This is a genomic window from Aquabacter spiritensis, from assembly GCF_004346185.1.
GTDB classification, from domain to species: Bacteria; Pseudomonadota; Alphaproteobacteria; order Rhizobiales; family Xanthobacteraceae; genus Aquabacter; species Aquabacter spiritensis.
Window position 1 is genome coordinate 328,470 of the sequence record NZ_SMAI01000001.1, and the last position, 25,716, is coordinate 354,185.

22 protein-coding genes are annotated in these 25,716 nt (G+C 69.9%); 8 read left to right on the forward strand and 14 right to left on the reverse strand.

Annotation, left to right across the window (positions count from 1 at the left end):
* Positions 1–31: 31 nt before the first annotated feature.
* On the reverse strand, positions 32–1,954 hold the full coding sequence (locus tag EDC64_RS01520; protein WP_165933603.1) for an autotransporter family protein: 1,923 nt from the start codon (positions 1,952–1,954) through the stop codon (positions 32–34).
* Between the two features lie 230 nt (positions 1,955–2,184).
* Positions 2,185–2,520, reverse strand: a complete 336-nt coding sequence (gene cutA / locus EDC64_RS01525) for a divalent-cation tolerance protein CutA (protein WP_132029025.1) — start codon at positions 2,518–2,520, stop codon at positions 2,185–2,187.
* A 141-nt stretch (positions 2,521–2,661) separates the two neighbouring features.
* Here cutA and EDC64_RS01530 point away from each other — a divergent pair, with 141 nt between their 5' ends.
* The 3 genes from EDC64_RS01530 to EDC64_RS01540 are packed head-to-tail and all read left to right on the forward strand — an operon-like array spanning position 2,662 to position 6,096.
* The gene (locus tag EDC64_RS01530; RefSeq protein ID WP_132029028.1) at positions 2,662–3,498 is read left to right on the forward strand and encodes an NAD kinase; all 837 of its coding nucleotides are present in this window, start codon (positions 2,662–2,664) and stop codon (positions 3,496–3,498) included.
* A gap of 42 nt (positions 3,499–3,540) precedes the next feature.
* Entirely contained in the window at positions 3,541–4,956 is a 1,416-nt protein-coding gene (locus tag EDC64_RS01535; protein ID WP_132029031.1) for an MBOAT family O-acyltransferase, read from the forward strand.
* Between the two features lie 42 nt (positions 4,957–4,998).
* The gene (locus tag EDC64_RS01540; RefSeq protein WP_245504481.1) at positions 4,999–6,096 is read left to right on the forward strand and encodes an alginate O-acetyltransferase AlgX-related protein; all 1,098 of its coding nucleotides are present in this window, start codon (positions 4,999–5,001) and stop codon (positions 6,094–6,096) included.
* Positions 6,097–6,139: 43 nt separating this feature from the next.
* Here EDC64_RS01540 and EDC64_RS01545 read toward each other — a convergent pair whose 3' ends face one another.
* From EDC64_RS01545 to EDC64_RS01555, 3 genes are read right to left on the reverse strand one after another with little or no spacing between them, the layout of a single operon-like run.
* Positions 6,140–7,120, reverse strand: coding sequence for a rhamnan synthesis F family protein (locus EDC64_RS01545; RefSeq protein WP_132029034.1), 981 nt, complete (start codon positions 7,118–7,120; stop codon positions 6,140–6,142).
* 10 nt (positions 7,121–7,130) lie between these two features.
* Positions 7,131–7,739 (reverse strand): flavin reductase family protein, encoded by a 609-nt coding sequence (locus EDC64_RS01550; RefSeq protein ID WP_132029037.1) that lies wholly within the window; start codon positions 7,737–7,739, stop codon positions 7,131–7,133.
* A gap of 8 nt (positions 7,740–7,747) precedes the next feature.
* Positions 7,748–8,311 carry a nitroreductase family protein gene (locus EDC64_RS01555; RefSeq protein ID WP_132029040.1) on the reverse strand — a complete coding sequence of 188 codons (564 nt, stop codon included), beginning with the start codon at positions 8,309–8,311 and terminating at the stop codon, positions 7,748–7,750.
* A 149-nt stretch (positions 8,312–8,460) separates the two neighbouring features.
* On the opposite strand from EDC64_RS01555, the gene EDC64_RS01560 reads away from it, so the two are divergent.
* Positions 8,461–9,432, forward strand: a complete 972-nt coding sequence (locus EDC64_RS01560; protein ID WP_132029043.1) for a hypothetical protein — start codon at positions 8,461–8,463, stop codon at positions 9,430–9,432.
* Positions 9,433–9,494: 62 nt separating this feature from the next.
* On the opposite strand, the gene EDC64_RS01565 is transcribed toward EDC64_RS01560, so the two are convergent.
* The 4 genes from EDC64_RS01565 to EDC64_RS01580 all read right to left on the reverse strand — a co-directional run bounded on the left by EDC64_RS01565 (position 9,495) and on the right by EDC64_RS01580 (position 15,372).
* Positions 9,495–10,442, reverse strand: a complete 948-nt coding sequence (locus tag EDC64_RS01565) for a 3-hydroxyacyl-CoA dehydrogenase (RefSeq protein WP_132029046.1) — start codon at positions 10,440–10,442, stop codon at positions 9,495–9,497.
* Positions 10,443–10,482: 40 nt separating this feature from the next.
* Positions 10,483–13,008 carry a branched-chain amino acid ABC transporter ATP-binding protein/permease gene (locus EDC64_RS01570; RefSeq protein ID WP_132029049.1) on the reverse strand — a complete coding sequence of 842 codons (2,526 nt, stop codon included), beginning with the start codon at positions 13,006–13,008 and terminating at the stop codon, positions 10,483–10,485.
* A 70-nt stretch (positions 13,009–13,078) separates the two neighbouring features.
* Positions 13,079–13,960, reverse strand: a complete 882-nt coding sequence (locus EDC64_RS01575) for a branched-chain amino acid ABC transporter permease (RefSeq protein WP_132029052.1) — start codon at positions 13,958–13,960, stop codon at positions 13,079–13,081.
* 140 nt (positions 13,961–14,100) lie between these two features.
* Positions 14,101–15,372: an ABC transporter substrate-binding protein gene (locus EDC64_RS01580; protein WP_132029055.1), complete on the reverse strand. Its 1,272-nt coding sequence runs from the start codon at positions 15,370–15,372 to the stop codon at positions 14,101–14,103.
* Positions 15,373–15,513: 141 nt separating this feature from the next.
* Here EDC64_RS01580 and EDC64_RS01585 point away from each other — a divergent pair, with 141 nt between their 5' ends.
* On the forward strand, positions 15,514–16,239 hold the full coding sequence (locus EDC64_RS01585; protein WP_165933604.1) for a GntR family transcriptional regulator: 726 nt from the start codon (positions 15,514–15,516) through the stop codon (positions 16,237–16,239).
* 48 nt (positions 16,240–16,287) lie between these two features.
* Entirely contained in the window at positions 16,288–17,055 is a 768-nt protein-coding gene (locus EDC64_RS01590; RefSeq protein ID WP_132029061.1) for an SDR family oxidoreductase, read from the forward strand.
* 6 nt (positions 17,056–17,061) lie between these two features.
* Here EDC64_RS01590 and EDC64_RS01595 read toward each other — a convergent pair whose 3' ends face one another.
* From EDC64_RS01595 to EDC64_RS01605, 3 genes are all read right to left on the reverse strand, one after another.
* On the reverse strand, positions 17,062–18,330 hold the full coding sequence (locus EDC64_RS01595) for an HdeD family acid-resistance protein (protein WP_132029064.1): 1,269 nt from the start codon (positions 18,328–18,330) through the stop codon (positions 17,062–17,064).
* 78 nt (positions 18,331–18,408) lie between these two features.
* Positions 18,409–19,125: an MgtC/SapB family protein gene (locus EDC64_RS01600; protein ID WP_132029067.1), complete on the reverse strand. Its 717-nt coding sequence runs from the start codon at positions 19,123–19,125 to the stop codon at positions 18,409–18,411.
* 127 nt (positions 19,126–19,252) lie between these two features.
* A complete protein-coding gene (locus EDC64_RS01605; protein ID WP_132029070.1) occupies positions 19,253–20,239 on the reverse strand; it encodes a Bug family tripartite tricarboxylate transporter substrate binding protein in 987 nt (328 codons plus the stop codon).
* A gap of 289 nt (positions 20,240–20,528) precedes the next feature.
* Here EDC64_RS01605 and EDC64_RS23410 point away from each other — a divergent pair, with 289 nt between their 5' ends.
* Both EDC64_RS23410 and EDC64_RS01615 read left to right on the forward strand, forming a co-directional pair.
* Positions 20,529–20,804 (forward strand): DUF5132 domain-containing protein, encoded by a 276-nt coding sequence (locus EDC64_RS23410; protein WP_165933605.1) that lies wholly within the window; start codon positions 20,529–20,531, stop codon positions 20,802–20,804.
* Positions 20,797–21,279 (forward strand): hypothetical protein, encoded by a 483-nt coding sequence (locus EDC64_RS01615; protein WP_132029076.1) that lies wholly within the window; start codon positions 20,797–20,799, stop codon positions 21,277–21,279. Before EDC64_RS23410 ends, EDC64_RS01615 begins: the two co-directional genes overlap by 8 nt.
* A gap of 48 nt (positions 21,280–21,327) precedes the next feature.
* Here EDC64_RS01615 and EDC64_RS01620 read toward each other — a convergent pair whose 3' ends face one another.
* Both EDC64_RS01620 and solA read right to left on the reverse strand, forming a co-directional pair.
* On the reverse strand, positions 21,328–24,276 hold the full coding sequence (locus EDC64_RS01620) for a cation-translocating P-type ATPase (RefSeq protein ID WP_132029079.1): 2,949 nt from the start codon (positions 24,274–24,276) through the stop codon (positions 21,328–21,330).
* A gap of 235 nt (positions 24,277–24,511) precedes the next feature.
* Positions 24,512–25,696 (reverse strand): N-methyl-L-tryptophan oxidase, encoded by a 1,185-nt coding sequence (gene solA / locus EDC64_RS01625; RefSeq protein ID WP_274594930.1) that lies wholly within the window; start codon positions 25,694–25,696, stop codon positions 24,512–24,514.
* Positions 25,697–25,716 lie beyond the last annotated feature (20 nt).

Below are 25,716 nucleotides of genomic sequence, written 5' to 3' on the forward strand. Positions count from 1 at the left end.
TCGGCCCATAGCGCCCCTCGCGCGCGTCGCCTCAGAATTTCATCTTCACCGCGACGGAGGCGAGCTGGGAGAAGAAGCCGGACGGGCTGGCCTGGACATCGTAATAGACGCCGAGGTCGAGCGTGTCCGAGGCCGGCCCGGCAAGGCCGATGCCCCCCGAGAGCAGCCAGGGCGAAACCTCGGGGCCCGATGTCACGAAAGTCGGCCCCCCGCCGGCGAAGAAGGCGGTGATCTGGGTCTCATTGTCGAGTGCGTTGTAGCCCACCGCCCCTTTGGCGGTGAGTTGCATCCCGTTCGCGAGGCGATAGGCGCCGCGCAGCCCGGCCGACAGGACGAGTTCCTGATAGAGCTGCGAGCTGACCTGAAGGTTCAGCGCCCCGGCCCCGGACTCGGCATAACTGCCCGCCCGCACCTGGGCATAATCGAGCCGCAGCTGCGGCGCCAGACTGGTCCCCGGCGCGACATTCAGCATCTGGCGCATGCCGCCGCCGACATGGACGGTGTTGCCGGTATAGTCCGCCGTCGCCGTGCTGCCCATAAAGGCGATGGCGCGGGAGGTCGCGTTCTGGTTCAGGCCGAGATCGGCCTCGAGATCGAGGGCGAAGCCGCCCGGCGAAGCAATGCTGCCATAGAGCCCGATCTGATAGGTATTCGTATCGAGGCTGCTGGGCGCGATCCCGGAATAACTGGTGATCTGGTTATAGGCATACGAGAAGGACCCGCCGGCCACGACGCCGGGTGCGAACACACGGTCCAGACCGGCGATGAAGCCGCCTCCGGCCGTGTGATAGCCGGGCACGCCATCCTGCGTGCTCTGGGTCGCGAGCGATCCGAACGGCTTGATCCAGGCATTGCGCGCACTGCCCCGGTCGTCCTGCTGGAGGGTGTCGATGCGATCCTGCACCAATTGCTGCGTGATGCGCTGGGTGTTGAAGGTCGCCTGCGCCGCCGCGCCGGAGAGCACCGGCACGGTCTGGCTGACCGCCGCATTGAGCGCGGCGCCTTGCAGCGTGTTCAACTGACCGATGACGGGCGCGAGCGGCCCGAACAGGCCGTCGGATGTCCCGGCGACCGAATAGAGCGCGGTCGCGGCGCCGACGGCGGAGGGGTTCTGCGCGGCCGCGACCGTGCGGGAATAAGCCGGCACCAGGGACAGCCCGGTAATATCGCCGGTGAAGATGCCGCGGATATCATAGCTGCCGAGAAGCATCTGCGCCGCCGCAGGATCGCCCTCCGCAGCGCCATACAGGCTGACGAGGGTGCCATCCTGGATGACGTTGAACAGCACCTTGCCCTGCGGCGTGATCGAGCCGAGCACCGTGAAGCTGGAATTGGGGTTGCCGTCCGGGCCGACGCCCACGCCCCAGAAATAGCCGCTCTTGTAATTGGTGAAGACCACGGTGCCCGGTGCCGCCGAGCCGAACAAAGCCGGGCTGACGACCCGCCAGGGTGTCCCCGCGGTCCAGGCCCATTGCGGCGACGCATTGCTCGGCACCACTTGGGCCGTCGGCGGGGTGAAGGTCGCCGGATCATAGGGCGTCATATAGGCCCAGTGCGTGACGAGCAGGCTCGTCCCGGTGATCATTTGCATTTCCATGGTGGTCACGTCGCCGACCTGCTGCATCTGGCCGAGGCCGATCGTAGAGACGCCCGTGGCGGGCGTGAACAGCATGGTAATCATGCCGTCGGTCGTCACGACGCCGTGAATTTCGAGATAGGACGTGCTGACGATCGGCCCGATCTGGAGTTGGCCCGTGGAGGTGCCGGAGAACACGCCGTTAACCGAGGTGCCGAGGCTCCACAGCGTCTGATCGCCGATCGGCACGGGGTCCGCGAAGGATGTGCTGGGCGCGGCATAGGCCAGCATCTGCGGGACGGTCACATACCAGTTCGAATTGGAGATGATCGCGTCCCACGCGCTCGACTGCGCCAGCGCGCCCCCGCCTCCGGCCAAAAACAAGCTCAGGCTGGAGACTGAACACAACCAGATTCGCGCCCGCCGACCGCAATTTCCGCCCATTCCCTTATCCACCGACTGCCCGGCGGCCCCCTTTTCTTCTGCCTTCACCTCACAATTCTAAGACGTTCGCCGCCGACGCGAAATGGCACGTTTTGCGCAAGCCCTTGAACCGCGGCCATAACAGCCCGATGCACCCGAGGTCGTCCACAAGATCGCATCCCGCACTATCCCCGCGGAAGCCCGCCGGGGCGGGTCTGCGCGCCGACCCAGGCCGCAAAGTCCGAATCAGCACCAGCAAGGGGGATCAGGACGATGGCGGGCACCTCGTAGGGATGCTCGGCCTTCACCCGGGCCATCAGATCGGCCGCGCACGTTGCCGTGGTTTTGAGCAGAAGCACCACCTCGTCGGCCCGCTCCATCACCCCCTGCCACGCATAGACCGAGATCATGGTGGGCAGGATGTTGGCGCAGGCGGCGAGCCGTTCGGCGACCACGGTGCGGGCGACGGCCTCGGCGGAGGCCACCGACGGAAAGGTCGAATAGACGAGCTTCAGGTCCATGGCGCCCCTCCCGATCAGCAAGGGACCATGCCCACCGGGCGCCGCCTCGACAAGCCCGCCCGCGCCCGATACGAAGGCGGGGCGCCGTTTCGGCGCATCGAGAGGAGCCGCCGGCGCGGCCGTCATGAGACCGAGCCCGCCATGATCGATCCTCCACTCATCCCCGCAACGGCCGGATCGCCCGGCGACGAGACGCCGGAGAGCGAGGCGCGCGCGTTCCACAGGATCGCTTTCGCCGCCGCCGCCACGCCCGAGGCCGAGGCGGCGCGGGAGCGGCTGATCGCCCGCTATGGCCGGGTGGACCCGGCCGAGGCCGACGTCATCGTCGCCCTCGGCGGCGATGGCCTTATGCTTCAGACGCTTCATGCCTGCCGCGGCCGCGGCGTGCCGATCTACGGCATGCACCGCGGCTCGGTCGGCTTCCTCATGAACACCTATCGCGAGGACCGGCTGCCCGAGCGCCTCGCGGCGGCCGTCCAGGTGGCGATCCACCCGCTTCTGATGGAGGCGGTCGATCAGGCGGGCGCCGAATACCGGGCGCCCGCCTTCAACGAAGTGGCTCTTTTTCGCCAGACTTATCAAGCCGGTAAGCTGCGCGTCTCGATCGACGGCAAGGTGCGGCTGGAAGAACTGATCTGCGACGGGGTGATCGTCGCGACGCCGGCCGGCTCGACCGCCTACAATCTCTCCGCCCATGGGCCGATCCTGCCACTCGGCACGCCTCTGCTTGCTTTGACGCCAATTTCTCCGTTCCGCCCGCGCCGCTGGCGGGGGGCGCTGGTGCCGGACAAGGGGCGGATCGAGATCGAGGTGCTGGACTGCGGCAAGCGGCCGGTGAGCGCGGTGGCGGACCATTTCGAGGTGCGCAATGTGGTGCGGGTCACCGCGAAACTGGATTCGAATACCTCTTCATCCATGCTATTCGACCCCGATCACGGGCTAGAAGAGCGCATCTTGCGCGAACAATTCGTCTATTGAGGCGCGGGCTCACCCCCACCCCGATCCACCTCCGCGGCGCGCATGGTCTTCTCCTCCGTCACCTTCCTCTATTATTTCCTGCCGGCCTTCCTCCTGGCCTATTTCGCGGTCCGGGGGACGCGGGCGCGCAACATCGTTCTGCTCGCCTTTTCGCTCGTCTTCTACGGCTGGGGCGGGCTGTCGAACCTGATCGTGCTCGGCGTCTCGATGGCCGGCAATTACGCCGCCGCTCTGGCCATCGGCGCGCGGCCGGCGGGCCGGCGGCTCGGCCCGCTCTGGATCGCCGTCGGGCTCAATCTGGCGGGTCTGGTCTTCTTCAAATATATCGGCTTCCTGGCGGCGAACCTGAACCTGCTTCTGCCGGACGCCTGGGCGCTGCCGGTGCTGCATGTGGAGCTGCCGCTCGGCATCTCCTTCTTCACCTTCCACGCCATCTCCTATCTCATCGACATCTATCGCGGCCGGGCGCGCGCCAATGGGCGGTTCGAGGAGATCGCGGTCTATATCACCATGTTTCCCCAGCTCGTCGCCGGGCCGATCGTGCGCTATTCGACCATCGCGACCCGCATCCGCGACCGGCGCACCACTGCGGGGCGCGTCTCGGCGGGGCTGCGCATCTTCGTCATCGGCCTGTCCTGGAAGGTGCTGATCGCCGACGAGGTCGCGCCGATCGCGGCTCTGGTGTTCGACGGCGGCACGGCTTTAAGCTTTTCCGCCGCCTGGCTCGGCCTGCTGGCTTATGCGCTGCAGATCTATTTCGACTTCGGCGGCTATTCCAACATGGCGATCGGCCTCGCTTTGGCGATGGGCCTCAATTTCCCGCGCAATTTCCGCCTGCCCTACGGCGCGCGCTCGATCACCGATTTCTGGCGCCGCTGGCATATGAGCCTGTCGAGCTGGTTCCGCGACTATGTCTATATCCCTTTGGGCGGCAACCGCCGGGGCCATCTGCACACCGCGATCAATCTGTGGACCGTGTTTCTGCTGTGCGGGATATGGCACGGGGCGAGCTGGACCTTCGTGATCTGGGGCGCCCATCACGGCCTGTTCCTGGTGTTGGAACGCACGCGGTTCGGCGCCGCTCTGGCGCGCGCGCCCCGCGTCCTGCGCCATGCTTATGTGATGCTGGTCTTTCTGTCCGGCTGGGTCTGGTTCCGCGCGCCGACCCTGCCGGACGCGCTGGATCTGTTCTCGGCGCTGGTCGGGCTCAACGGGTTCGCGGCGCTCTCGCCGGCTCTGGTCGGAGCGCTTCAGCCGGTGACCATCGCCATGATGATCCTCGGCTGGCCACTCGCCATCTGGGGCCTGCCGACCCCGCCGCCCGGCCCCGTACCGGCGAAACTGCGCCGCCTTCTGTTCGCGGTCTGCGACACCGCCGTCATGCTGGCCATTTTCGTGCTCAGCGTGATCACGGTCGGGGCGGCCAACTACAGTCCGTTCCTCTATTTTCAATTTTAGAGCCCGATCGGTGAACCGGTCTTCCCGGTCATCGAGAGAGACATGACGATGCCGCTGCTCCTCGCCTATCGCCGCTGGTGGTGCCTGATCTTCGCCGGCGTGCTGCTCCTGCCGACTTTGGGCCATGTCCTGCCGGACATTCCCGGACCCGCCCGCCCGGTGATCGCCCCGGCGGAGCGCTGGTGGATGCGCGCGACGGAGCGGCTCGATCCCTTCATCAACGCCAATTTCGGCTTCCGCGGCGTGATCATGGCGGCGAATGCCGGCTATGCCCGCGCCTTCGACAGCACGCGCGCCCGGCCGGTGGCGATCGGCGCCGACGGGCAGCTCTTTTATACCGGCGACCGCACCATGGATCAGGCGCTCGGCCTGCTGGTCCGCCGGCCGGCCATGGCGGCGCTGGGGGAGACGCTCGCCCGGCTGCAAGCGACGCTGAAGCCCTGGGACGGGCGGCTCGTCGTCATGCCGATGCCCAATGCCGCCGCCATCATCCCGGAAAAGCTGCCCGACTGGGCCCGCGGACAGATGCGCACGCCCACCGAGTTCGACCTCGCCGCGGAGGATGCCGCGCGCCGCGGCCTCGCTTTTGTCGATCTGCGGCCGATCCTGACCGCCGCGAAGGCCGCCGGCCCGGTCTATCGCCGCACCGACACCCACTGGACCCAGCGCGCCGCGCTGATCGCCTTCAACGCGGCCATGGCTGCGGCGGGACGGCCGGACCTCGAAATCCCCGAAAGTGCGGCCATCGGCCCGCTGCAGGCGGTTCCCTCGGGCGACCTTGCCCGCTATCTCGGCGATGCCGATCCCCGCGGCGACCGCGATTATGCCGAGCGCGACCCCCTGCCCAAGGCGACGCTCGTGCCGCTTTCCGGGCTCGTGCCGGAACGCCCGGCGAACGATCCGTTCCGGCCCTATGCCTATTCCACGGGACATGACGGGCCGAGCATTCTGGTGATCGGCGATTCCTTCACCCAGCATTATTGGCCGCGCCTGCTCGCCGCCCGCACCAGCCGCTTCGGCTGGATGACGCACGAATTCTGCCGCTTCGACTGGGGCGCGATCGCCCGCTTCAAGCCCGATATCGTGATCTACGGCCCGACCGAGCGGTCGCTGCCCTGCAAGATCCGCCAAGGCGAGTGAGACGGCGCCCGAGACGGCTATCTGAGACGGCTGTCTGAGACGGCTATTTCAGCGCGAGAAGTGCCGCGGCCCCGTCCGCCCGCGCGCCGAGATGAAACGCGATATCCTCCACCGAAAAGCCGCGGGCGGCGAGCAGGTCGCGCCAGCCGGTGAGGTCGGCCCCATGCGGGTTGTCGCGCAGCAGCTCGATCTTCACGAACGGAAAGCCTTCATCGAGGAGCGCGCGCCAGCCTGTCTGAAGCTGATTTTCAGCGCCCCCGGCGGACGCCGGAAACAGGATGTCGACCTCGACGCCGGCCGCTTCCAGCATCGCCTTCTGGCCCACCTCATAGGCCCGGATGACGGCATTCTTGTCGGCATGGGCGCGCACGCCCCACCAGAATTCGCGCACCGGGGCGCGGGTCAGCGCGGCCGGCTTGAGGAGAAAGAAATAGCTCTGGAAATGCGGCGCGATCTGCGTGCTGCCGGTCAGCGCGACGGCCGCCGCCGGGCTCTGCCGGGCGCGCTGGAGCAGCTCCGCAAGGGCGGGGGCCGAATGATAGACGCTGTCATTGGCGAACCAGAGTTCGGCCGCGTCCCAGGCTTCGGGAATATGGCGCAAGGTCGCCGCCCAGGCGGCGAAGTCGTAGCCCTCATTGGCGCGCACGACCAAGCCGTCCACGACGTCCGGCCCGGGATCGAGGCAGTCGAGATCCGGCCGGTCGGTCGCGACGATCAGGATCAGGGTCAGACCCGCCCGGCGCAGATCGCCGCAGAGCCGGAGCGTGTGAGGAAAGGGCCGCCCGTCGGGCGCATAGGTGACGAGGAGGCAGAGCGGACGCGCGGTTTCGATCGGCGCGAGCCGGACCACGCGGAACCCCGCTTCCAGCACGCCGCGATCCCCGGCTGCCGGTCCCTCGGACGGCGCGGACAGAAGGCGCAGCGCCTTTCGGATCCGTCGAAGCGGGTTCTCCCCCGCCAGGACGCCGGCCGCGCCCGCCATCAATTGCTTGGCGACCTCGGCCCGGAGCGACAGCGGACGCATCGGCGCCGGCCTAACGCACGGACCCGGGACGAAGCCGCTCGACCACGGCGTCGACCACCGAGAAGTCCATATAGCCGCAACGGGCGAGCGCCCCCATCAAGGCGGTGTCGACACGCCCGTCATGCACGACGGCGTCGTCGATATGAACGCCGATCACCTCGCCGATCACCACATGCCGGTCGACCGTGCGGCCATGACGGTCCTTGGGCCGCAGGGTCTCGACATAGACGCATTCCAGCGCGCACGGCGCGGCCGCGACGCGCGGCGGCTTGACGAGCCGCGAAGGCGCCGGGTCGAGGCCGGCATGGTCGAACTCGCTGCGATCCGCAGGCAGATCGGCGGACGAGATGTTGACCGCATCGATCAGCGCGAGGGTCGCGAGATTGCACACGAACTCGCCCGTCGCCTCGATATTGACGACGCTGTGCTTGCGCCCGACCGAGGAGAACATCACCAGGGCCGGATCCTCTGAAATGAGGTTGAAGAAGGAATAAGGCGCGAGGTTCGTCACGCCCGCCGCGCTCAGCGTCGAGATCCAGCCGATCGGCCGGGGGGCGACGATCGCCTTCAGTGGCGAGAAGGGCAGGCCGTGGTCGCGTTTTTCGGGCTCATAGAACATGGGCGGCCTCAATAGCGGGTGACGATGGCGTCGAGCGCCGGGCGCGGGCGGTCTTCGAGCTTCTGCGTCGCATGACCGATATAGATGAAGCCGGTGACGCGCTCCTCCACGCCGAGGCCGAGGGCGGCGCGGGCGCGCGGCTCATAGGCCGGCCATTCGGTCACCCAGGTCGCGCCATAGCCGAGGGCGGCGGCGGCGATCAGCATGTTCTGCGCCACCGCCGCCGAGGACAGGACCTGCTCGCTCTCCGGGATTTTCGGGTGCGGGGCGGCTTTCGAGACCACCGCGACGACCAGAGGCGCGCGCAGGAAGCGCTTGCGCTCCTCTTCGATGCGGCGCTCCGGCGCCTGCGGATCGGCCGCCGTCAGCGCCGCGGCCAACGCCGCGCCGGCCCGCGCGCGGCCTTCGCCCTCGAACAGGATGAAGCGCCACGGCGCGAGCTTGCCGTGATCCGGCACGCGCGCGGCGATGGTGAGGATGGTCTCCAGATCCTGCGGCCCCGGGCCGGGATCGACGAAATCGATGATCCGGGTGGAACGGCGGGTGAGCAGCAGTTCGACGGCGTCGGGCATGGCAACCTGCGGGCGCGGGGAAGCTTTCGCCTTCCCTAGCACGACCGCGCACGGCGGGCCAAAGCCGCCGGCCCGGCCGGTTCGCTCCGGTTCGCCTCCTGCCTCGGAAGGACTTGAAAGTGCCGCCATTTCCGGGCACCTGACGCATCATGCGTACCGGATCCACCGCCCGTCGCGCCGTCGCCGTCCTGCTCCTTCTGCTGTCGGCGGCGCCGGCCCTCGCCCAGGCTCTGCCCTTCGTGGGCACGCCGCGCGGCATGCCGCAGGACAGTTTCGGCCCGCCGCCGCCCGGCGCCGGACGTCCCGGCGCGCCCGGCCCGGCAGGCGAGCCGCATGCCATCCTGCCCCAGCCTCCGGCCGGAAAATTGGCGCTCGGCGCTTTCGCGCGCTTCGGCCAGACCGGCCCGAGCATCCCGCGCGGGGTCGCCTGGCGGGTCTTCGCCGATACGCCGGAGGCATCCGGCGCCTTTCCGCTCGTCGCCGAGAGCAGCGACCCCTATCCGGTCTTCTTCCTCAATCCGGGCGGCTATGTCGTTCATGCGAGCTACGGGTTCGCCTCCACCGCCCAGCGGGTCCAGATCGGCTCGGTGTCGAAGCGCGAGGCCTTCATCCTGCCGGCCGGCGGGCTGCGCCTCGGCGCCGACGTGAGCGAAAAGCCGATCCCCGGGCAGAAGGTGACCTTCGACATTTTCGAGGGCTCGTTCCTGCAGGGGCGGACCTCGACCCAGCCTTATTATCGCGGCGCCAATGCCGGGGAAGTCGTGCTGCTGCCGGAAGGCACCTATCACGTGGTCTCGACCTATGGCGACGCCAATGCCGTGGTGCGCGCCGACGTCCAGGTCCAGGCCGGAAAGCTGACGGATGCGACGGTCCATCACCGCGCGGCGCAGGTCAGCCTGAAGCTGGTGAAGGCGCCCGGCGGCGAGGCCCAGGCCGACACGCAATGGTCCGTCATCACGCCGGGCGGCGACCCGATCAAGGAATCCATCGGCGCCTTCCCGACGGTCGTGCTCAGCGAAGGCGACTACCGGGTGATCGCGCGCAACGAGGGCCGCGCGGTGGAACAGGAGTTCAAGGTAGAGGCCGGGCGCGACCAGCAAGTGGAAGTGCTCCTGAAATGACCACCGCCGGCCACGGCCGGCGGTTCCGGCGGTCCCTCATCTGAGGCCCGGCGCCGCTCGCTTCAGCCGCCGATCTCCTTCGCCGCCTTGCGCCTGTGGGCGGCGAGGGCCATCAGCCGGCGGTCGCGCCAGACCTGGCGGGCGCCGAGTTCGCCCTCCGGCAGACGGGCGCGGCGCGCGGCCAGGACGGTGTCCATGACCGGCCCGGTCCAGTCGACGCGGCGCCACTGGGTCGGCGAAATGCGCCGGTAGATCTGCTCGTAGCGCGCGGCATAGTCCGCGACGCCGCCGGGGGCGTTGAGGTCGATGGTCTCGAACGGCCCCATGAAGCTCCAGCGCAGCGCCAGCCCGTCGCGGATGCCGACATCGACGTCCTCGACGCTGGCATAGCCGTCCGCCACCAGCCGGAACGCCTCTTCCAGCAGCGCGCCCTGCAGGCGGTTCATGACGAAGCCGTCCAGCTCCTTCTGCATCACGATCGGCGCCTGCCCGGCGGCGCGCATCAGATCGGCGGCGCGGGCGAGGGTTTCCGGCGCGGTCCAGGGCGCCGGCACCACCTCGACGGCGGGAATGAGGTATGGCGGGTTGATCGGGTGGCAGACGCAGCACCGCGCGCGCCCGGGCAAATCGGCGGTGAACAGCGAGGGCAGGATCGCCGAGGTCGAGGAGGCGATCACCGTGTCGGGCGCCGCCAGCCGGTCGAGTTCGGCGAACAGGGGGATCTTGAGCGCCAGTTCCTCCGGGGCGTTCTCCTGGGCATGTTCCGCCCCGTCGAGCGCGGCGGCGTAAGAGGGCGCGGCGGAAAGCCGGCCGAGCACCGCCTCGGGCGTCGCGCCGCCGAGCAGATCGTTCGCCGCAAGGTCGGGCAGGACATCGGCGATATAACGCAGCGCCGCCGCCGGGGCGCCGTCCACGGGATCGGCCAGCGCCACCGCGAAGCCGGCGCGGGCGAAGGTGATGGCCCAGGCGCGGCCGATGAAGCCGGAGCCGATAATGGCGATCTTGCGCATGCGACACCTTTCCTGAACGTCCGAAAAAACAGCCGACCCCTCACAGCCACAGCACCGAGCGCCGCAGATCGAGGTCGCGGGCGAGCGGGCGCGCCGGCCCCTCATGGACCACCTGCCCGCGCTCCAGCACCACCGCCCGGTCGGCGAGGTTCAGCACCACGTCGAGATGGTGGTCGACGATCACCAGGGTCACGCGGTGGCGCAGCCGGTCGAAGGCGTCGAACAATTCCTCGGTCACCGCCGGCGACAGACCCTCGAACGGCTCGTCCAAAAGAAGCAGGCGGGTGTCGCCGACCAAAGCGCGCGCCACCGCCACCATCTGCTGCTCGCCGCCCGAGAGCAGATCGGCCGGCGTGTCGAGCCGCTGGCGCAGGCGCGGAAACAGATCGAGCACCTCGGCCTCGGTGAAATGGCGCCCGGCCCCGGTGCGGCGCTTCAGCCGGCCGAGTTCGAGATTGTGCCGCACGCTCATGCCGGAAAACAGCGCCCGGCCCTGCGGGACATAGCCGACGCCGCGCTGGGCGATGGCGGCCGGCGTCCGGCCGGCGAGATCCGCGCCCGCCAGCGCGATCCGGCCGGCGGCCGGCGGGACGATCCCCATGACCGTCTTCAGCAGCGTCGATTTCCCCGCGCCGTTCCGGCCCAGCAGGGCGACGATCTCGCCCTCCCGCGCCTCCAGCGCGACATCGGTCAGGATGCGGCTCTTGCCGTAAAAGGCATCGACCCCCGAAAGCGCGAGCATCGGCCGGTCGGTCGCGGCGGAGACGAGATCGCGCCCGGCCAAAGCGGCCGAACCGGAGCCGATATAGACCTCCTGGACCCGGGCATTGCTGCGGGCATCCTCCACCGTGCCGTCGACCAGGACCGCCCCGTCGGCCATCACGGTCACGGCGTCGGCCAGCTCGAACACGCGGTCGATATCGTGCTCGACGAGCAGCACCGGGACCTCGGCGGAGATCTGCTTGATCAGCGCCGAGACCCGCGCGCGCTCGGCTGCGGCAAGCCCCGCCAGCGGCTCGTCCAAGAGCAGGATGCGCGGCCGCGAGGTCAAAGCGAGGCCCATATCGAGCAGGCGCTGCCCGCCATAGGACAGCGCGCCGGCCTCCGCCTGCTCCATCCCCGCGACGCCGAGAAAGGCGATCATCTCGCGGGTCTCGGCATCGATCGCGGCGATCGCGGCGGCGTTTGTCCAGGGATCGAAGCGGCGGGCATGGGTCGCCTGGACGCCGAGCCGGAGATTTTCATGCACCGACAAAGCGGGGAACAGATTGGTGATCTGGAAGGACCGCGCCAGCCCGCGCGCGCAGACCTTGTCGGGCGACAGCCCGTCGATCCGGGCACCGGCGAGCCGCACCTCGCCGGCATCGGGCTTGAACATGCCGGAAATGAGGTTGAAGGCGGTGGTCTTGCCGGCGCCGTTCGGGCCGATCAGAGCGTGCAGGGTGCGGTCGCGCACCGCGATCGCGCCGTTCTCGACCGCCTTGATGCCGCCGAACGCGCGCGCCAGCCCTTTCGCCTCGAGCACCGGGGCACCGTCCCCCGCTTCGGCGGGGCGGATGAGCGCGGCCGGCAGCGCGCGCGCCTGCGCCCCGGTTCGCCCGCCCATCGCGGCGTCCGTCACGCGCGGCTTGCGCAGCGGCGCGACCAGCCGTCCGGCAACCCCGACGAGGCCGGTCGGCGAGAACACGATGAAAGCCATGAACAGCAGGCCGAACCAGAACAGCCAATTCGGCGTCCACATCGAGAGGAATTCGCGGAACAGCACGTAGAACAAAGCGCCCAGCGCCGGCCCGAGAAAGGAACGCATGCCGCCGATCACCACCATCGCCAGCAATTCGCCGGAAAAGGCGACCGCGATCGGATCGGCCGAGGCGAAGCGATGATTGAACACCATGAGCGCGCCCGCCAGAGCGGTGATCGCCGCCGACAAAGCGAAGCAGGCGATCTTATAGAGCGTGGTGTCGTAGCCGATGAAGCGGGCGCGCTGCTCGTTCTCGCGGATCGCGACCAGAACCGAGCCGAGCGGCGAGCGCACGAAGCGCTGGAGCCCGAAGACGACGCAGAACACGACCAGCGCGATGAGCACATAGAACAGGCCCGCCTGCTCCAGGTTGAGCCCGAACAGCGTGCCGCGCCGCACCCCGCCGAGCCCGTTCTCGCCTCCCGTGAGCGCGGTCCAGCGATAGGCGATGGTGTAGAGCAGCGCGGTGAAGGCGAGCGTGAGGAGGGAAAAATAGACCCCGCGCCGGCGCAGCACGACAAAACCGATCGGCACCGCGCACAGCCCGACCAGAAGCATGGCCGGCAGCGCGAGGACCACGCCGAGGCCGGGCGCGACATGGACCTGGAGCAGCGCCGCCGCATAGGCGCCGAGCCCGAACCAGGCACCATGGCCGAACGAGACGAGGCCGGTATAGCCGACCAGCAGATTGAGGGCCATGCAGGCCATGGCGAGCAAGGCGACGTCGGTGGCCGAGGTCAGCGTCAGGCCGAACGCCGAGAGCACGGAGGGCAGCGCGAGGAGCGCGGCCGCGGCGACCAGAAGATTGGCGTGACGCTTCAGCATGCGGGCGACTTTCGCGCTGCGGACAATGCGGGGCGGGGGGAGCGCGCGGGGAGGCGAGCGGGACGCGGCATCATTCGAACCGCACGATGCGCTCGCCGAACAGGCCGCGCGGCCGGGCGAGCAGGACCATCAGCATGAGCAGATACATCGAGGCCTCGGCGGCGGCCGGGACGAAATAGACCGTCATGCCGCGCACCACCCCGACCAGCAGTCCGGCCGCGACCACCCCCCAGAAGGAGCCGAGCCCGCCGATCACCACCACGACGAAGGACGCGGTCAGGATTTCGCTGCCCATTGCCGGGTGCACGCCGGTGATCGGCGCGAGCATCACGCCGGCCAGTCCGGCAAGGCCGATGCCCAGCGCCGCCACGGCGGCGAGGTAGGGCGAGAGCGAGATGCCCAGCGCACCGACCATGTCGGGATTCTGCACCCCGGCCCGCACCACGCGGCCGAAAGCGGTGCGCTGAAGCAGCAGCCACAGGCCGAAGACCGCGACCATCGCGACGACCAGGATGGCGAGCCGGTAGCGCGAATAGATGAAGTCGCCGACGAACACCTGGCCGCGCAGGAAATCGGGGATGGCGAAGGGGATCGGCGTCGCCCCGAACGCCATCCGCAGCGCCTGCTCGATCACCATGGCGAGGCCGAAGGTGAGGAGCAAAGAGAGGATCGGATCGGCGCGATAGAAGCGCGAGAACAGCAGCCGTTCGACCGCGACGCCGATCAGGGCGACCAGAACCGGCGAAACGATGAAGGCCGCCGGGAAGCCGAAGCGATTGCCGACCGCGACCGCCGCATAGGCGCCGATCGCATAGAAGCCGCCATGAGCGAGATTGACGATGCCGCCGAGCGAGAAGATCAGCGACAGGCCGAGGGCGATCAGGAGATAGCCGACCCCGACCAGAAGTCCGTTCAGAAGCTGCTCGAGAAGAAACACGACTTCGAGGGGCATGGTGGGATCCCGGCCGGAGCACGCCCCGGTCGGATCGCGGGGCGATCCGGCCGGCGGATTGTCGAGAGGTCAGACGGTGTCCGCAGCACCCGCACCGAACGCCCGAGACGCGGGAGCGGTCGCGGTCCCGCGCTGAGCGGTCACACGGGGAAGGAGCAGGGATTTTCCGCCGGGGTCGGCGCGATCACGTCCAGCGCATCGTTCGCCGCGGGGACGGCCGGGCCGAGCACCATCAGGTCCCATTGATCCTTCACCTGCGCCACGGGCTTGGCGGAGATGGTGTACATTTCCTGGATCAATTGGTGATCGAAGGCGCGGAAATAGCCCTGCCTGCCTTTCAGAATATCCAGCTTCGGTTCCTGCTCGAAGAAGCCGATCAGCTTGGCGGTGTCGGTGCCCTTGGTCTCGGTCATCGCGCGGGCCACCGCCTTCGCCGCGACATAGTCGCCCCACGCCTGGTTCTCCGGCGGCTTGCCGAACTTCTTGGTGAAAGCGGCGACGAAGGCCTGCGAGGCGGGGGCCGCGACGTCGTGGTGCCAGATGCAAGGCCAGACGCCGCCGAACGCCCCCTTTCCGGCGCCCCAGGCGACGGCGGTGTCGAAGCCGAAGCCGCCATAGGGAAACTGCAGGCCGAATTCGGAATATTGCTTGATGAAATTGGTGATCTGGTTGCCGGCAAGGTTCGAGATCACCACGTCGGGCCGCGTCTGGCGGATCTTCAGCATGTAGGCCGAGAAATCGGTGGCGTCGGTCGGCACCAGCTCGTCCGCGACCACCTGTCCGCCATTCGCCTCGATATAGCGCTTGGCGACCCGCGAGAGGTCGTGGCCGAAGGCGTAGTCGGCGGTGAGGAAGAACAGCTTCTTGCCCTTGATCAGGCCGTCGCGCAGCATCGCCGCGCCGACCGCCTTCACATATTGGGTGTTCGCCCCTTCGACATGGAACATGTACCGGTTGCAATCCTTGCCGCGCAGCGCATCGGAATTGCCGCCGGTATTGACGAACATGATCTTGTTGCGGGCCGCGACCTGCGAGATGGCGAGGCAGGAGGCCGAGGAAATCTCGCCGATCAGCACCGCCGCCTTGTCGCGCTCGATATAGCGCTCGGCCTTGGAAGAGGCGGTCGCGGGATTGACGCTGTCTTCCATGATCAGCGTGACCTTGCGGCCATTGATGCCGCCGCCGGCATTGATCTCGTCGACCGCGAGCTGCACGCCCATCTGGGCATAGGCGCCGAGCGGGCCGAGAAAGCCGGTGAGCGGGGTCAGATGGCCGAACACGATGGTGTCGGCCTGCGCCCGCACGATCGCGGGCATGGCGACACCGCCGGCGAACGCAGCGGCGCCGATTCCCTGGAGAATGCGGCGGCGGGACAGGAACGGAAGTGTGGCGTCGGGTGTCTTTTGCGACATGGCTTTTCCTCCCAGCTATCCGCCCCGTCTACGGAAACCGGCGCCTTGGCGGACGCCCGACCCGCTTTGCGACGAGGCCGAAACGGTTGCCGATTGCTTCGGCAATCTGTTATCTGTGATCACACTTATCAGATGGACTTCATGCAGCACAACCCCGCCTCACCCGCCGCACCCGACGATGCCCTCTCCGGTCGTGTCGCGCGCATCGTCCGGCTCACCCTGGCCGACACGGTCTATCGCGACTTGAAGGAGCTGCTGCTGTCCGGGCGCGCCGCGCCGGGCGAACGCTTCACGCTGCGCGGGCTCGCGACCGCGATCGGCACCAGCCCGATGCCGGTGCGCGAGGCCGTCTCCCGGCTGGTCGCGGAGAATGCGCTCGAAGTCCTGCCGAACCGTGCCGTCCGCGTGCCGCTGATGCCGCGCGTGCGGTTCGAGGAATTGCGGCTGATCCGCTTTCAGCTCGAGGGCCTCGCGGCCGTCACCGCCGCGCACACGGCGAGCGCCGACGACATCGCCGAAATCGCCCGGTGCGAGCGCCTGTTCGCGGCCGAGCGCGAGAAGCGCCGCCCCGACGGCGCGGCGGCGATGCGGCACAACAAGGATCTGCATTTCGCGCTCTATCGCGCGGCCCGCCTGCCGACGCTCCTGCAGATGATCGAGGGGCTGTGGCTGCAGATCGGGCCGGTCCTCAATCTCGATTTCCAGGCCGGGCCGGAACGGGTGCGCCAGGGCGACGCCCATCTGCACCATGCCGCCCTCCTCGACGCTCTGAAGGCGCGCGACGGCGAGGCGGCGCGCGCGGCCCTGATCGCCGACATCCGCAGCGCCGGCGACTTCATCCTTTCGCGCGGCATTCTGCCGGACTGACGCGCCAAGCGCCTCGCCGGGCGAGGCCAAAATGAGTGGGAGGACGGGATGGATCTCGGCATTGCCGGTCTGCGGGTCGTGGTGACGGCGGGAGCCTCCGGCATCGGCCTCGAAATCGCGCGCGCTTTCGCCAAAGAGGGCGCCCGCGTCGTGGTCTGCGATGTCGACGCCCCGGCGCTCGACGCGCTCGATTCCGGCCTCGCGGGCCATGTCTGCGACGTCTCCGACCGCGCCGCGGTCGACCGCTTCATGCACGCCGCTCTGGCCGATCTCGGCGGGCTCGACGTGCTCGTCAACAATGCCGGGATCGCCGGCCCCACGGGGCGCGTGGACCAGATCGCGCCGGAGGACTGGGACCGCACGCTCGCGGTCGACATTACCGGGCATTTCAACGTCACCCGCCTCGCGGTGCCGGCGCTGAAGGCGAGCGCCAACCCGTCGATCATCGGCCTGTCCTCGGCCGCCGGCCGGTTCGGGTTTCCGCTGCGCAGCCCGTATGCCGCCTCGAAATGGGCGGTGGTCGGCTTCATCAAGTCGCTCGCCATGGAACTGGGCGAATTCGGCATCCGCGCCAATGCGATCCTGCCGGGGGCGGTGGACGGGCCGCGCATCCGCTCGGTGTTCGAGCACAAAGCGCGCGAGCGCAACCAGTCGGTCGAGGAGGTTCAGGCCCAGGTGCTGGCCACCACCTCGCTGAAGCGGCTGATCCCGCCGCAGCATCTCGCCACGGTCGCGGTCTTCCTCGCCTCCCCCCTCGGCGCCAGCATTTCCGGCCAGGCGATCAGCGTCGACGGCGACACCCAGATGCTGGTCTGAGGCCGCCTAACCCCGCGCGACGTGCGCGTCGAGGATCAGGCGGCGCAGCGCGCGGACATAATCGAGCACCAGGCCGGGGGTCCAGGCCATGGTCGAGGCGCGGTGCCGCACCATGCCGGCAACCCACAATTCCGGGCTCGCCAGCAGCCGCAGGATGAAGAGCGGCGAGCGGGCGGCCTGTTCGAACAGCCCCTCCATCCCGGCATCGAGCGCCTTCACCACGGCGCTCGAACAATTGCGGTTGGTGAGGTTGTAGGTCTCGTCCTGCCGGTAGAGCGCCCAGAAGTCGCGGATCGCGGCGGCGTCGAGCCCGGGCATCTCCACCTGGAAGGAGGACGGGCACCAGCCGGCGCTTTCCTCCGCATAGCTCGGCTGGAACCGGCCGGGGACGTCGTTCTCCTGGGTCGCCCGCAAGAGGCGCGCGAATTCGCCGGGGGCGTGCTCGATTTCGACCGCCGGATAATGGCTGATATAGAGATCGGGCGGCAGGTCCAGGGCGGAATGGCCGGTCGAGACGTGCCCGGTCTCGTCGGTGGCGGCGATGTAGCGCCGCACGCCGCTGCGCAACGGGGCGAGCTGCCCGGTCGGGGTCCAGACATGGACCGTCGCGGTTTCGCGCGGCCGCGCGGCGCGGCTCTCCGCCTCTTCCGGCCCGGCCAGCACCTCGGCCGCCGCCGGCATGTCCGGCCAGCCGGTGGACAGGATCGCCGACAGGCTGGTCTCGGGCGGCATATGGCGCAGCCGCAGCGCGAGGCCCAGCATGCCGGCGGCCGAGACCATCAGCAGCAGGCCGACATCCGAGCCGACATCGGCGCGGTAATTGGTCGGCCAGGGCAGATAGGACCAGATCCCCAACGCCAGTTCGAACAGCCCCTTCACCAGCGAGCCCGGCCAGCCGGGAAACCGCACCACCACCGCGCTGCCCGCGCGCCAGAACCCGTCGGCGGTAAGGAAGGTGCCCACCACCATGGCGACGAGGAAGGCGGCATGGCGCGGCTGCCAGACCAGCAGCAGCGCGACCGCCAGGAACACCGCGGCCCTGCCGATCCGCAGCGGCCGGTTGTGCACGAACAAGGCCGCCGCGATCAGCGACAGGATCCCGTCGACCAGCAGCGGCGCCGCGAAATAGGGCACCGGGATGCGGATTTCCTCGATGAAGGCGTCGGCGAAGAAAAACGTGCCGAGCAGCATCCACAGCAGGCCGAGCGAGCCGAGCACCCACCACCGGCGCCGGATCAGCCGCCCCCCCAGCAGCAGCAAAAAGACCTGGACCATCAAAATAGCCTTCGGAAGATCGGCCCGCGCCCCTTATCCCGATAGCGACACCGTCGCTGCAATGCAATGTCGCGGCGGTCAATAGGTCGTGCTGGCTTCCCAATTGGCATGGGTGACGCCCGGCAGGCGGCGCAATTGCGCGACCACCGCATCGAGTTCCTTGCCCTTGGCGGCGGTGCCGACGAGGGTCGCGACGATCGCCGAGGTCTCGTCGGGCAATTCCTCGAGATTGACGTCGGCGACCGGATATTTCGCGGCCTTCAGAAGGGCGACGATGCGGTCGCGCAGGCCGGGCACCTGGGCATCCTCGGCCACCACGCGCACCTCGTAGATCGCCTCCGACCCGCCTTCGTCGATCGGGATGCGGTTGATGGCATTGACCAGCGGGCGCAGCAGCGTGTTGCCGGAGAGGATGAAAAAGGCCACCAGCGCCGCCTCGGCGAGCCGGTCCGACCCCGCGCAGGCACCGACCGCGGCGGTCGACCAGAGGGTCGCGGCGGTGTTGAGGCCGCGCACGTTCAGCCCCTCCTTCATGATCACGCCGGCGCCGAGAAAGCCGACGCCCGAGACCACGTAGGAGATGACGCGCACCGCCCCGTCGGCGCCGTTGAGGCGGATGGCGAGATCGACGAAGGCGGCGGCGCCGACCGCGACCAGGACGTTGGTCCGAAGGCCGGCGCTGCGCTGCCGGTACTGCCGCTCGGCGCCGATCGCCGTGCCGAGCACGAAGGCGGCGGCGAGGCTCACCATCGTGTCGAAGAACGACATGAGGTCGAACGATTCGATGAACTGCACCCGCCGTCCCCCGCGAACCCGATCCGATCGAGGGTCATTACCGCGATCGGCCTGGGCGCGCCATGCCCTTTCCGGAACCGCGCCCCACCAATTGGGCGCCCGCGCAGCGGGCTGCCCGCAGGTCGACTCAGTTCACCTTGATGTCGGCCTCGCGGATCACCCGCGTCCAGCGCGCGAGGTCGGCATCGATGCGGGCGCGGAACTGGGCCGCATCGCCGGGGATCGGCTCCATCAGCTGCGTCGCCAGCTTCTCCCGGATCGCGGGAACCGCGAGCGCCTCGGCGACCGCCGCGCGCAATTTGTCCACGATCGGCTGCGGCGTGCCGGCGGGCGCGATCAGTCCGTTCCAGGCCTCGGCCTCGACGTCGATCCCGCTCTCCTTCAGCGTCGGCACGTCGGGCAGGAAGGGCGAGCGTTTGGCGGTGGACACCGCGAGGATCTTGATCGGCTTCACGCCGGCGAGGGTCGTGAGCGAGATGGCCGGCAGGCAGGCGACCTGCACGTCGTTCTGGATCAGAGCCGTGACCGCCGCGGGGGAGGAATTGTAGGGCACGTGCTGGAGTTCGGTGCCGCTGGCGAGGCCGATCGCCTCCATGGCGAGCTGCGACAGCGAGCCGTTGCCGATCGAGCCGTAATTGTATTTGTCGGGATTCTTCTTCAGAAGCGCGACGAGTTCCGCGACCGAATTGACGCCGAGGGCAGTGTTGACGCCGAGCGCGCTCGGCTGGGTCACGAGCAGGCTGACGAGGGCGAAATCCTTCGCCGGATCGTAGGGCAGATTGCCGAACAACACGGCGTTCACGCCGAGCGGGCCGCCGATGGACACGCCGAGCGTGTAGCCGTCCGGCTCCGCTTTGGCCACCGCATCGGTGCCGCGATTGCCGCCCGCACCGGGGCGGTTCTCGACGATGAAGGAATGGCCGAACTTGGTCTGGAAATAATCCGCGATCTGCCGCGCGACGAGATCCGGCGTCGAACCGGGTCCGAACGGCGCGATGATCTTCACCGGCTGGCGCGCCGGCCAGTCCTGGGCGGCGGCGGGAAAAGCGAGAAGAACGGCGAGCAGCGGCGCGGCGAGCGCCAAAACGAGACGTTTCAGGACGAGACGTTTCATGACTTCCCCCCGGGGGACCTGCGAGGCGGGCCGCCGGCGGGCGGACGCCTTCTTGATGGAGCGGTGCGCGCCTGCCGGTATCGGCCAATGTCGCGCCGCTGGCAAGCCGGCCGGAACGGCATGGTCCGGACCGCGGCGCGAGACCGGAACCTCTGCGCCGCATCGTCGATCTTGCGCGGGATCAATCCGCCGGCCGGCGCGTTGGGCTATCCGAGGCAGGGTGGCGCGCGCCGGCATCGCAGCAGGCCGGGCGCCGCCAGGCGATGCGAGACCCGGCGGGAGACGCGACATGAAGACAGGCAAGGCGGTCGGCGGCGGCCTTCTCATCGGCCTCGCGCTCGGCCTGGGAACCGCCGTGATCGGCCCGGCCCTCTGGCGGCTCGGCCGGCCTCTGGCGAAGGATGCGATCAAGGCCGGCGTGACCGGCTTCGGCGCCGCCCGCGTCGCGGTGGCCCGCGCCTCCGAGGAAGTCGAGGATCTGGTCGCGGAGGCCGCGCACGAGCTCGCCCAGGCAACCCAGGCGGCGGACGCGGAGTCCGAGGCCGGAGCGATCCTCCGTGGCTGACGCCGCCGCCCCTCCCCTGTCCGCACGCATCGTCCATACGCTCGACGGGCGGACCCGGCTGCGCCTTCTCGGCACGCCGCCGCACGACCGGCTGATCGCTCTCGCCGACGCCCTCGCGGCGGCTGGCATCGAGAAGGTCGACATCAGGCCGCGCACCGGCAGCATCGTCCTCACGCATTCCGGCCCTTTGTCCGGCCTTTCGGACGCTTTGGAGGAGGCGGGGCTTCACCTGTTGCCGCGCATCGCCGAGCCCCAGAAGGACGCCGTCGCGGAAGCCGGCGAGCGGGTGGCGCAGGCGGATCTGGTGCTGCGCCTGACCAGCGGCGGCACGCTCGACCTGCGCAATGCCGCCTTTCTCGGCTTGATGGCCGCCGGCCTCGTCCAGCTCGCGCGCGGGCGGATCGCCGGACCGGCGCTGACCCTGTTTGGTCAGGCGGCGACGCTCGCGCTCATGGAAGCCCGCCGCCGCGGATGACCGCCTTCGCGTCGGAGGACACCGCCATCGAACGGTGGACCTCTTTCTTCAAGACGCCCCCCTGACGATCCGGCGGCCTTCGCCGACCACGAAGGACGCACCGCCCAGCAGCGCCGCAAGGCCCAGATCCGAAAGCTGCGCCGGGGCAATGCCGAGGAGGCGGCGCAATCCCGGCACCAGGAACGGCACGGCGAGCAGCGCGAGCGCGCCGCCGAGGGACGCCTCCAACCGCCGTTCGGAGATGCGCAGGGTCCGCGGCGATCCCGACGAGCGGTCCCGCAGCGCCCAGGCGTGCAGGATCTGTCCGAACGCGAGCGTGGTGAAGGTGACGGCGCGCGTGCGCGGCCCCGCCCCGAACCGGCCGAGGGCGAGGAAATGGCCGGCGAGCGCTCCGGCCGCGATCGCGCCCCCGTCCAGAGCCAGGCCCTGAAGCTCGGCACGGTCGAACAGAGGCGCGTCGGACCGGCGCGGCGCACGGTCCATCACGTCGCCGCGCGGCTCAGCGAGCGCGAGGCCGAGCGCCGGCAGAATGTCGGTGACGAGATTGAGCCAGAACAGCTCCATCGGCGTCTCGCCCTCGCCCGCCCCGTGCAGCGTCTCCGCCAGCATGACGAAGATTTCAGAGAGGTTGGTCGCGAACAGGAAGCGGATGGCGTTGCGGACATTGTCCTCGGTCGCCCGTCCCCGGGCGATGGCACGCGCCAGTTCGCGCAGATCGTCGTCGGCGAGGACGAGATCCGCCACCTCCCGGGCCACGGGCGTCGCGCGTCGTCCCACCGCCACCCCGACCGCCGCCGCCCGCAGCGCCGGGCCGTCATTCACCCCGTCCCCGAGCATCGCCACGCGCCGCCCCTTGGCCTGGAGCGCCTCGACGATGCGCAGCTTGTCGGCCGGGCTGACCCGCGCAAACACCGAGGTGGCGAGCGCGAGGTCCCCCAGCGCGGCAGGGTCGAGCCCCGCAATGTCCGGCCCGGTCGCCATGCGCAGGATGCCGGTGCGCGAGAGCGCCAAGGCCTCGGCCACCGCCAAAGCGGTGCCGGCCTGATCACCGGTCATCATGATGGTGCGGATGCCGGCCTTGTGGAACAGGTCGATCGCCTCCGCCGCCTCGGCGCGGACCGGATCGGCGAGGCCGGCGAGGCCGAGAAAGGCAAGACCCGTCGGGGCGCCGTCCCCGAGCGGGCCGGCGCCGCGGGCCGCGGCCAGCACGCGCAGGCCGCGCCCGGCGAAATCGGTGTTCAGCGCCAGCCATTCCGCCCGGCGCGCATCCGTGAGCGGGCGCGCCTCCTCCGGCCCGCCTTCGGTCGCGCACAAAGCCAGCACGTCCTCCGGCGCGCCCTTGACGAAGACGAGCGGTCCTGAAGGCCCGACATGCTCGGTCGCCATGAACCTGCGCGCATGGTTGCGCGAACTCAGCGCCCGCACCGGCAGAGCGGCCCGGCGGACGGCGATGTCGAGGCCGGACGCGGCGGCGAGGTCGAGCAAAGCGAGTTCGGTCGGCGAGCCGGCGCGCGGCTCCAGTTCGGCCTCGCTGCACAGCGCCACCGCCTCTGCGAAAGCGGCGAGGTCGCGGCGCACGGCCTCGGGCACCGGCGTTCCGGGTTCGAGGTCGACCGCGCCGCCGACGCCCGCCGCCCGCACCACCGCCATTTCGTTGCGCGTCAAGGTTCCGGTCTTGTCGAGACAGATCGTGTCGATCGAGCCGATCGCCTCGATCGCCGGCAAGGCGCGCACGAACGCCTTCTCCTTTTCCATCTCCCGCGCGCCGATCGCGAGCGTGGTCGTCGCCACCGCCGGGAGCCCCTCGGGGATCGCGGCGACGGCGAGCGCGATGGCCGAGCGCAGCGCCGCGACGAGCGGCTCGCCGCGCAGCAGGCTGCCGGCCAGAAGCAGGCCCGAGGCGCCGAGGCAGCCGAGCGCGAGCCGTCCGCTGAGGGCTTCGAGCTTCTCCTCGATCATCGGGCGCGGCGCGCGCACGCGCCCGATCAGAAGCTGGGTCCGCGCCGCCTCGGTCCGCGCCCCGGTGCGCAGGACGATGGCGCGGCCGTCGCCGCCCGTCACGATGGTCCCGGCATGAACCAGATTGTGCCGCTCGGCGACCGCGCGCGGCACCAGCGCGAGGGCGGCGGCGGTCTTCTCCACGGGCAGGCTCTCCCCGGTGAGGGTGGATTCGTCGAGCGTCAGGTCGCGGGCTTCGATCAGCCGGGCATCGGCCGCGACGCGCATGCCGGGCGCGAGAACGAGGATGTCGCCCGGCACCACATCGTCTGCGGGAACGGACGCCGCGATGCCGGCGCGCACGACGCTGGCGGGATGCGCGACGGGCCGCGACAGACGGCGGATCAGCCGCTCCGTCGCATTCTCGGTGCCGAAGCCGATCCCGGTATTGATGCCGATCACGGCCAGCGTGACCAGCGCGTCGAGCACGCCGCCGGTGGCGAGCGAGAGCACGCAGGAGCCGGCGAGCAGCGCGACCGGCAGGTTCGACACCTGCGCGAGGAGGATGGCGCGCCCGCTGCGGCCGACCGGCTGCGGCAGATGATTGGCGCCGGCGCGCGCGCGGGCCGCCGTCACCTGCGCGGCGTCGAGGCCGCTTGCGGACACGCCGAGCCGCCCCGCGACGGCATCGGGCGCGAGCAGGCTCATCTCGTCGAGATCGGTGTCCGGCGCGTCCGGAAGCGGCGCGGCGTGCGCCAGGATCCGGCGGGGCCGGGCGGCAGCGGGCGAGGGCCCGGCGGGGGGCGGAGGCGCCGGGTCATCGAGCTCCTCCCCGGCCAAAGCGCGCCGCACGCAGGAAAGGATAGTCGCGGCCTCGCGCGGAGGATGCGTCAGGAGCAGGCTGCGCACTTGGGGATCGGCGCGCACCAGAACGATCCCGGCCGCCGCCAGCCGCTCGCGGACGCCGCCGAGCCCGTCCGGCGGCCAAGGGCCTGACAGGTCGAGACGGGTGCGGCCGGGCAGATGATGGCGCACCCGGCAGCGCGGCGCGGGCGGCATCAGCCCTTCCCCTCCCGGCGGGCACGCGCCGGCCGGCGCCCGCTCGCGCGGTAAACGGCGGCCGTGGAAAATGCGGGGCATGCCGACGCCGCAACGAGGCGTCGGATCGGCGCGGCGGGCGTCGGGGGCATCGATGGAGCCTCGGCATGGGAAAGCCCAGGCAAGATCGCGTCGCCGCCGGCTTGTGTCTTTGCTTCAGATCAGGGCTTCGGATCCCGCCGCCGGGTCCGGCGGCTCACGGCGTGGCCGAAGCGCCCGGCATCAGGCGTCCCGCGCCGAAAGCGGAACCGAAGGTTTCGGCCTGCGCCACCAGGCCCTCGGCGATCCGCTCGCCGATTCCCGCGGAATGCTTGAAACCGTGACCGGAACAGGCCGAGACGATCACCACGCCCGCGATGTCGGGATGCCGGTCGATGAGGAAGCCGCGATCCCGCGCGGTCGTGTACAGGCAGACCGCCCCCCGCACCGCGTGCGGCAGCACGCCCGCGATCTTGCCGCGCAGATGGCGCGCATACATCTCCGCGACCTCGCCGGGCGCGACGGTGCGGACGACCGTGTCCGGATCGCAGGCGACGTCGTATTGCTCGGTCGCGACCTTGATCGCGGCCTGGCCGGGCAGCGGCGGGAAGCCGTAGACATAGTCCGCATCGCCCCGGCCGTGCATCCAGATGAAGACCGGGCTCTGCGGCGGCGCGGGGGCGGCCGGATCGAGCGCGAACCAGTGCAGCACCTGCCGGTTGACCGCAAAGGCCGGCCGGAGCGCGGCCCCGAGGAAGGGCGCCGTCCAGGGCCCGGCCGCGACCACCGCCTGCCCCGCCGAAAGGGGGCCGGCGTCCGTTTCGAGGCGAACACCGGCGCCGTCCTGGTGCACCGCATGCACCTGCGTCCCAAGCCGGATTTCGGCCCCCAGCGCGCGGGCGCGGTCGAGCTGCGCGGCGATGCAGGCCTCGGGCCGGACATAGCCGCCGCCGGGCTCGAAATAGCCGATCTCGTCGCCGCAAAGGCCGATGAAATGCGGGAAGCGGCGGCGGATCTCGTCCGCGTCCAGGACCTCGTGGGCGATGCCGTGCGCCTGTGCGACCGCGATCGTCCGGCGCACGAAATCCGGCTTGCCGTGATGGGAATTGGGCGCGGCGGCGGAGGCCATGATGAGGGTCCCGACCGGCGCCAGAAGCCGCTCTCCGGTCTCGGCCTCGAGGTCGCGCCAGATGCGGTGGGAGGCCCGAACGAGCGGGACGTAATCCTCCCCCTCCCCCACCGCCTCGCGGGTGATGCGGGTCTCGCCGTGGCTCGACCCGCGATCGTGCGGCGGTGCGTAGCGGTCGATGCCGACACAGCGCAGCCCGCGCCGGGCGAGCTGATAGAGAACCGCGCTGCCCATGGCGCCGAGCCCGACCACGGCGACGTCGAACGTCTTCACGCCCCCCTCCGCTCTTGAAC

Excerpts from the sequence above, each read along its gene's own strand:
- EDC64_RS01620 (WP_132029079.1), bottom strand. The coding sequence starts at position 24,276 with ATGCCGCCCGCGCCGCGCTGCCGGGTGCGCCATCATCTGCCCGGCCGC.
- EDC64_RS01575 (WP_132029052.1), bottom strand. The coding sequence starts at position 13,960 with ATGCCCCTCGAAGTCGTGTTTCTTCTCGAGCAGCTTCTGAACGGACTT.
- EDC64_RS01535 (WP_132029031.1), top strand. The coding sequence starts at position 3,541 with ATGGTCTTCTCCTCCGTCACCTTCCTCTATTATTTCCTGCCGGCCTTC.
- EDC64_RS01585 (WP_165933604.1), top strand. The coding sequence starts at position 15,514 with ATGCAGCACAACCCCGCCTCACCCGCCGCACCCGACGATGCCCTCTCC.
- EDC64_RS23410 (WP_165933605.1), top strand. The coding sequence starts at position 20,529 with ATGAAGACAGGCAAGGCGGTCGGCGGCGGCCTTCTCATCGGCCTCGCG.
- EDC64_RS01555 (WP_132029040.1), bottom strand. The coding sequence starts at position 8,311 with ATGCCCGACGCCGTCGAACTGCTGCTCACCCGCCGTTCCACCCGGATC.
- EDC64_RS01595 (WP_132029064.1), bottom strand. The coding sequence starts at position 18,330 with ATGGTCCAGGTCTTTTTGCTGCTGCTGGGGGGGCGGCTGATCCGGCGC.
- EDC64_RS01590 (WP_132029061.1), top strand. The coding sequence starts at position 16,288 with ATGGATCTCGGCATTGCCGGTCTGCGGGTCGTGGTGACGGCGGGAGCC.
- EDC64_RS01570 (WP_132029049.1), bottom strand. The coding sequence starts at position 13,008 with ATGCTGAAGCGTCACGCCAATCTTCTGGTCGCCGCGGCCGCGCTCCTC.
- EDC64_RS01605 (WP_132029070.1), bottom strand. The coding sequence starts at position 20,239 with ATGAAACGTCTCGTCCTGAAACGTCTCGTTTTGGCGCTCGCCGCGCCG.
- EDC64_RS01560 (WP_132029043.1), top strand. The coding sequence starts at position 8,461 with ATGCGTACCGGATCCACCGCCCGTCGCGCCGTCGCCGTCCTGCTCCTT.
- EDC64_RS01530 (WP_132029028.1), top strand. The coding sequence starts at position 2,662 with ATGATCGATCCTCCACTCATCCCCGCAACGGCCGGATCGCCCGGCGAC.
- EDC64_RS01580 (WP_132029055.1), bottom strand. The coding sequence starts at position 15,372 with ATGTCGCAAAAGACACCCGACGCCACACTTCCGTTCCTGTCCCGCCGC.
- EDC64_RS01565 (WP_132029046.1), bottom strand. The coding sequence starts at position 10,442 with ATGCGCAAGATCGCCATTATCGGCTCCGGCTTCATCGGCCGCGCCTGG.
- EDC64_RS01545 (WP_132029034.1), bottom strand. The coding sequence starts at position 7,120 with ATGCGTCCGCTGTCGCTCCGGGCCGAGGTCGCCAAGCAATTGATGGCG.
- cutA (WP_132029025.1), bottom strand. The coding sequence starts at position 2,520 with ATGGACCTGAAGCTCGTCTATTCGACCTTTCCGTCGGTGGCCTCCGCC.
- EDC64_RS01540 (WP_245504481.1), top strand. The coding sequence starts at position 4,999 with ATGACGATGCCGCTGCTCCTCGCCTATCGCCGCTGGTGGTGCCTGATC.
- EDC64_RS01550 (WP_132029037.1), bottom strand. The coding sequence starts at position 7,739 with ATGTTCTATGAGCCCGAAAAACGCGACCACGGCCTGCCCTTCTCGCCA.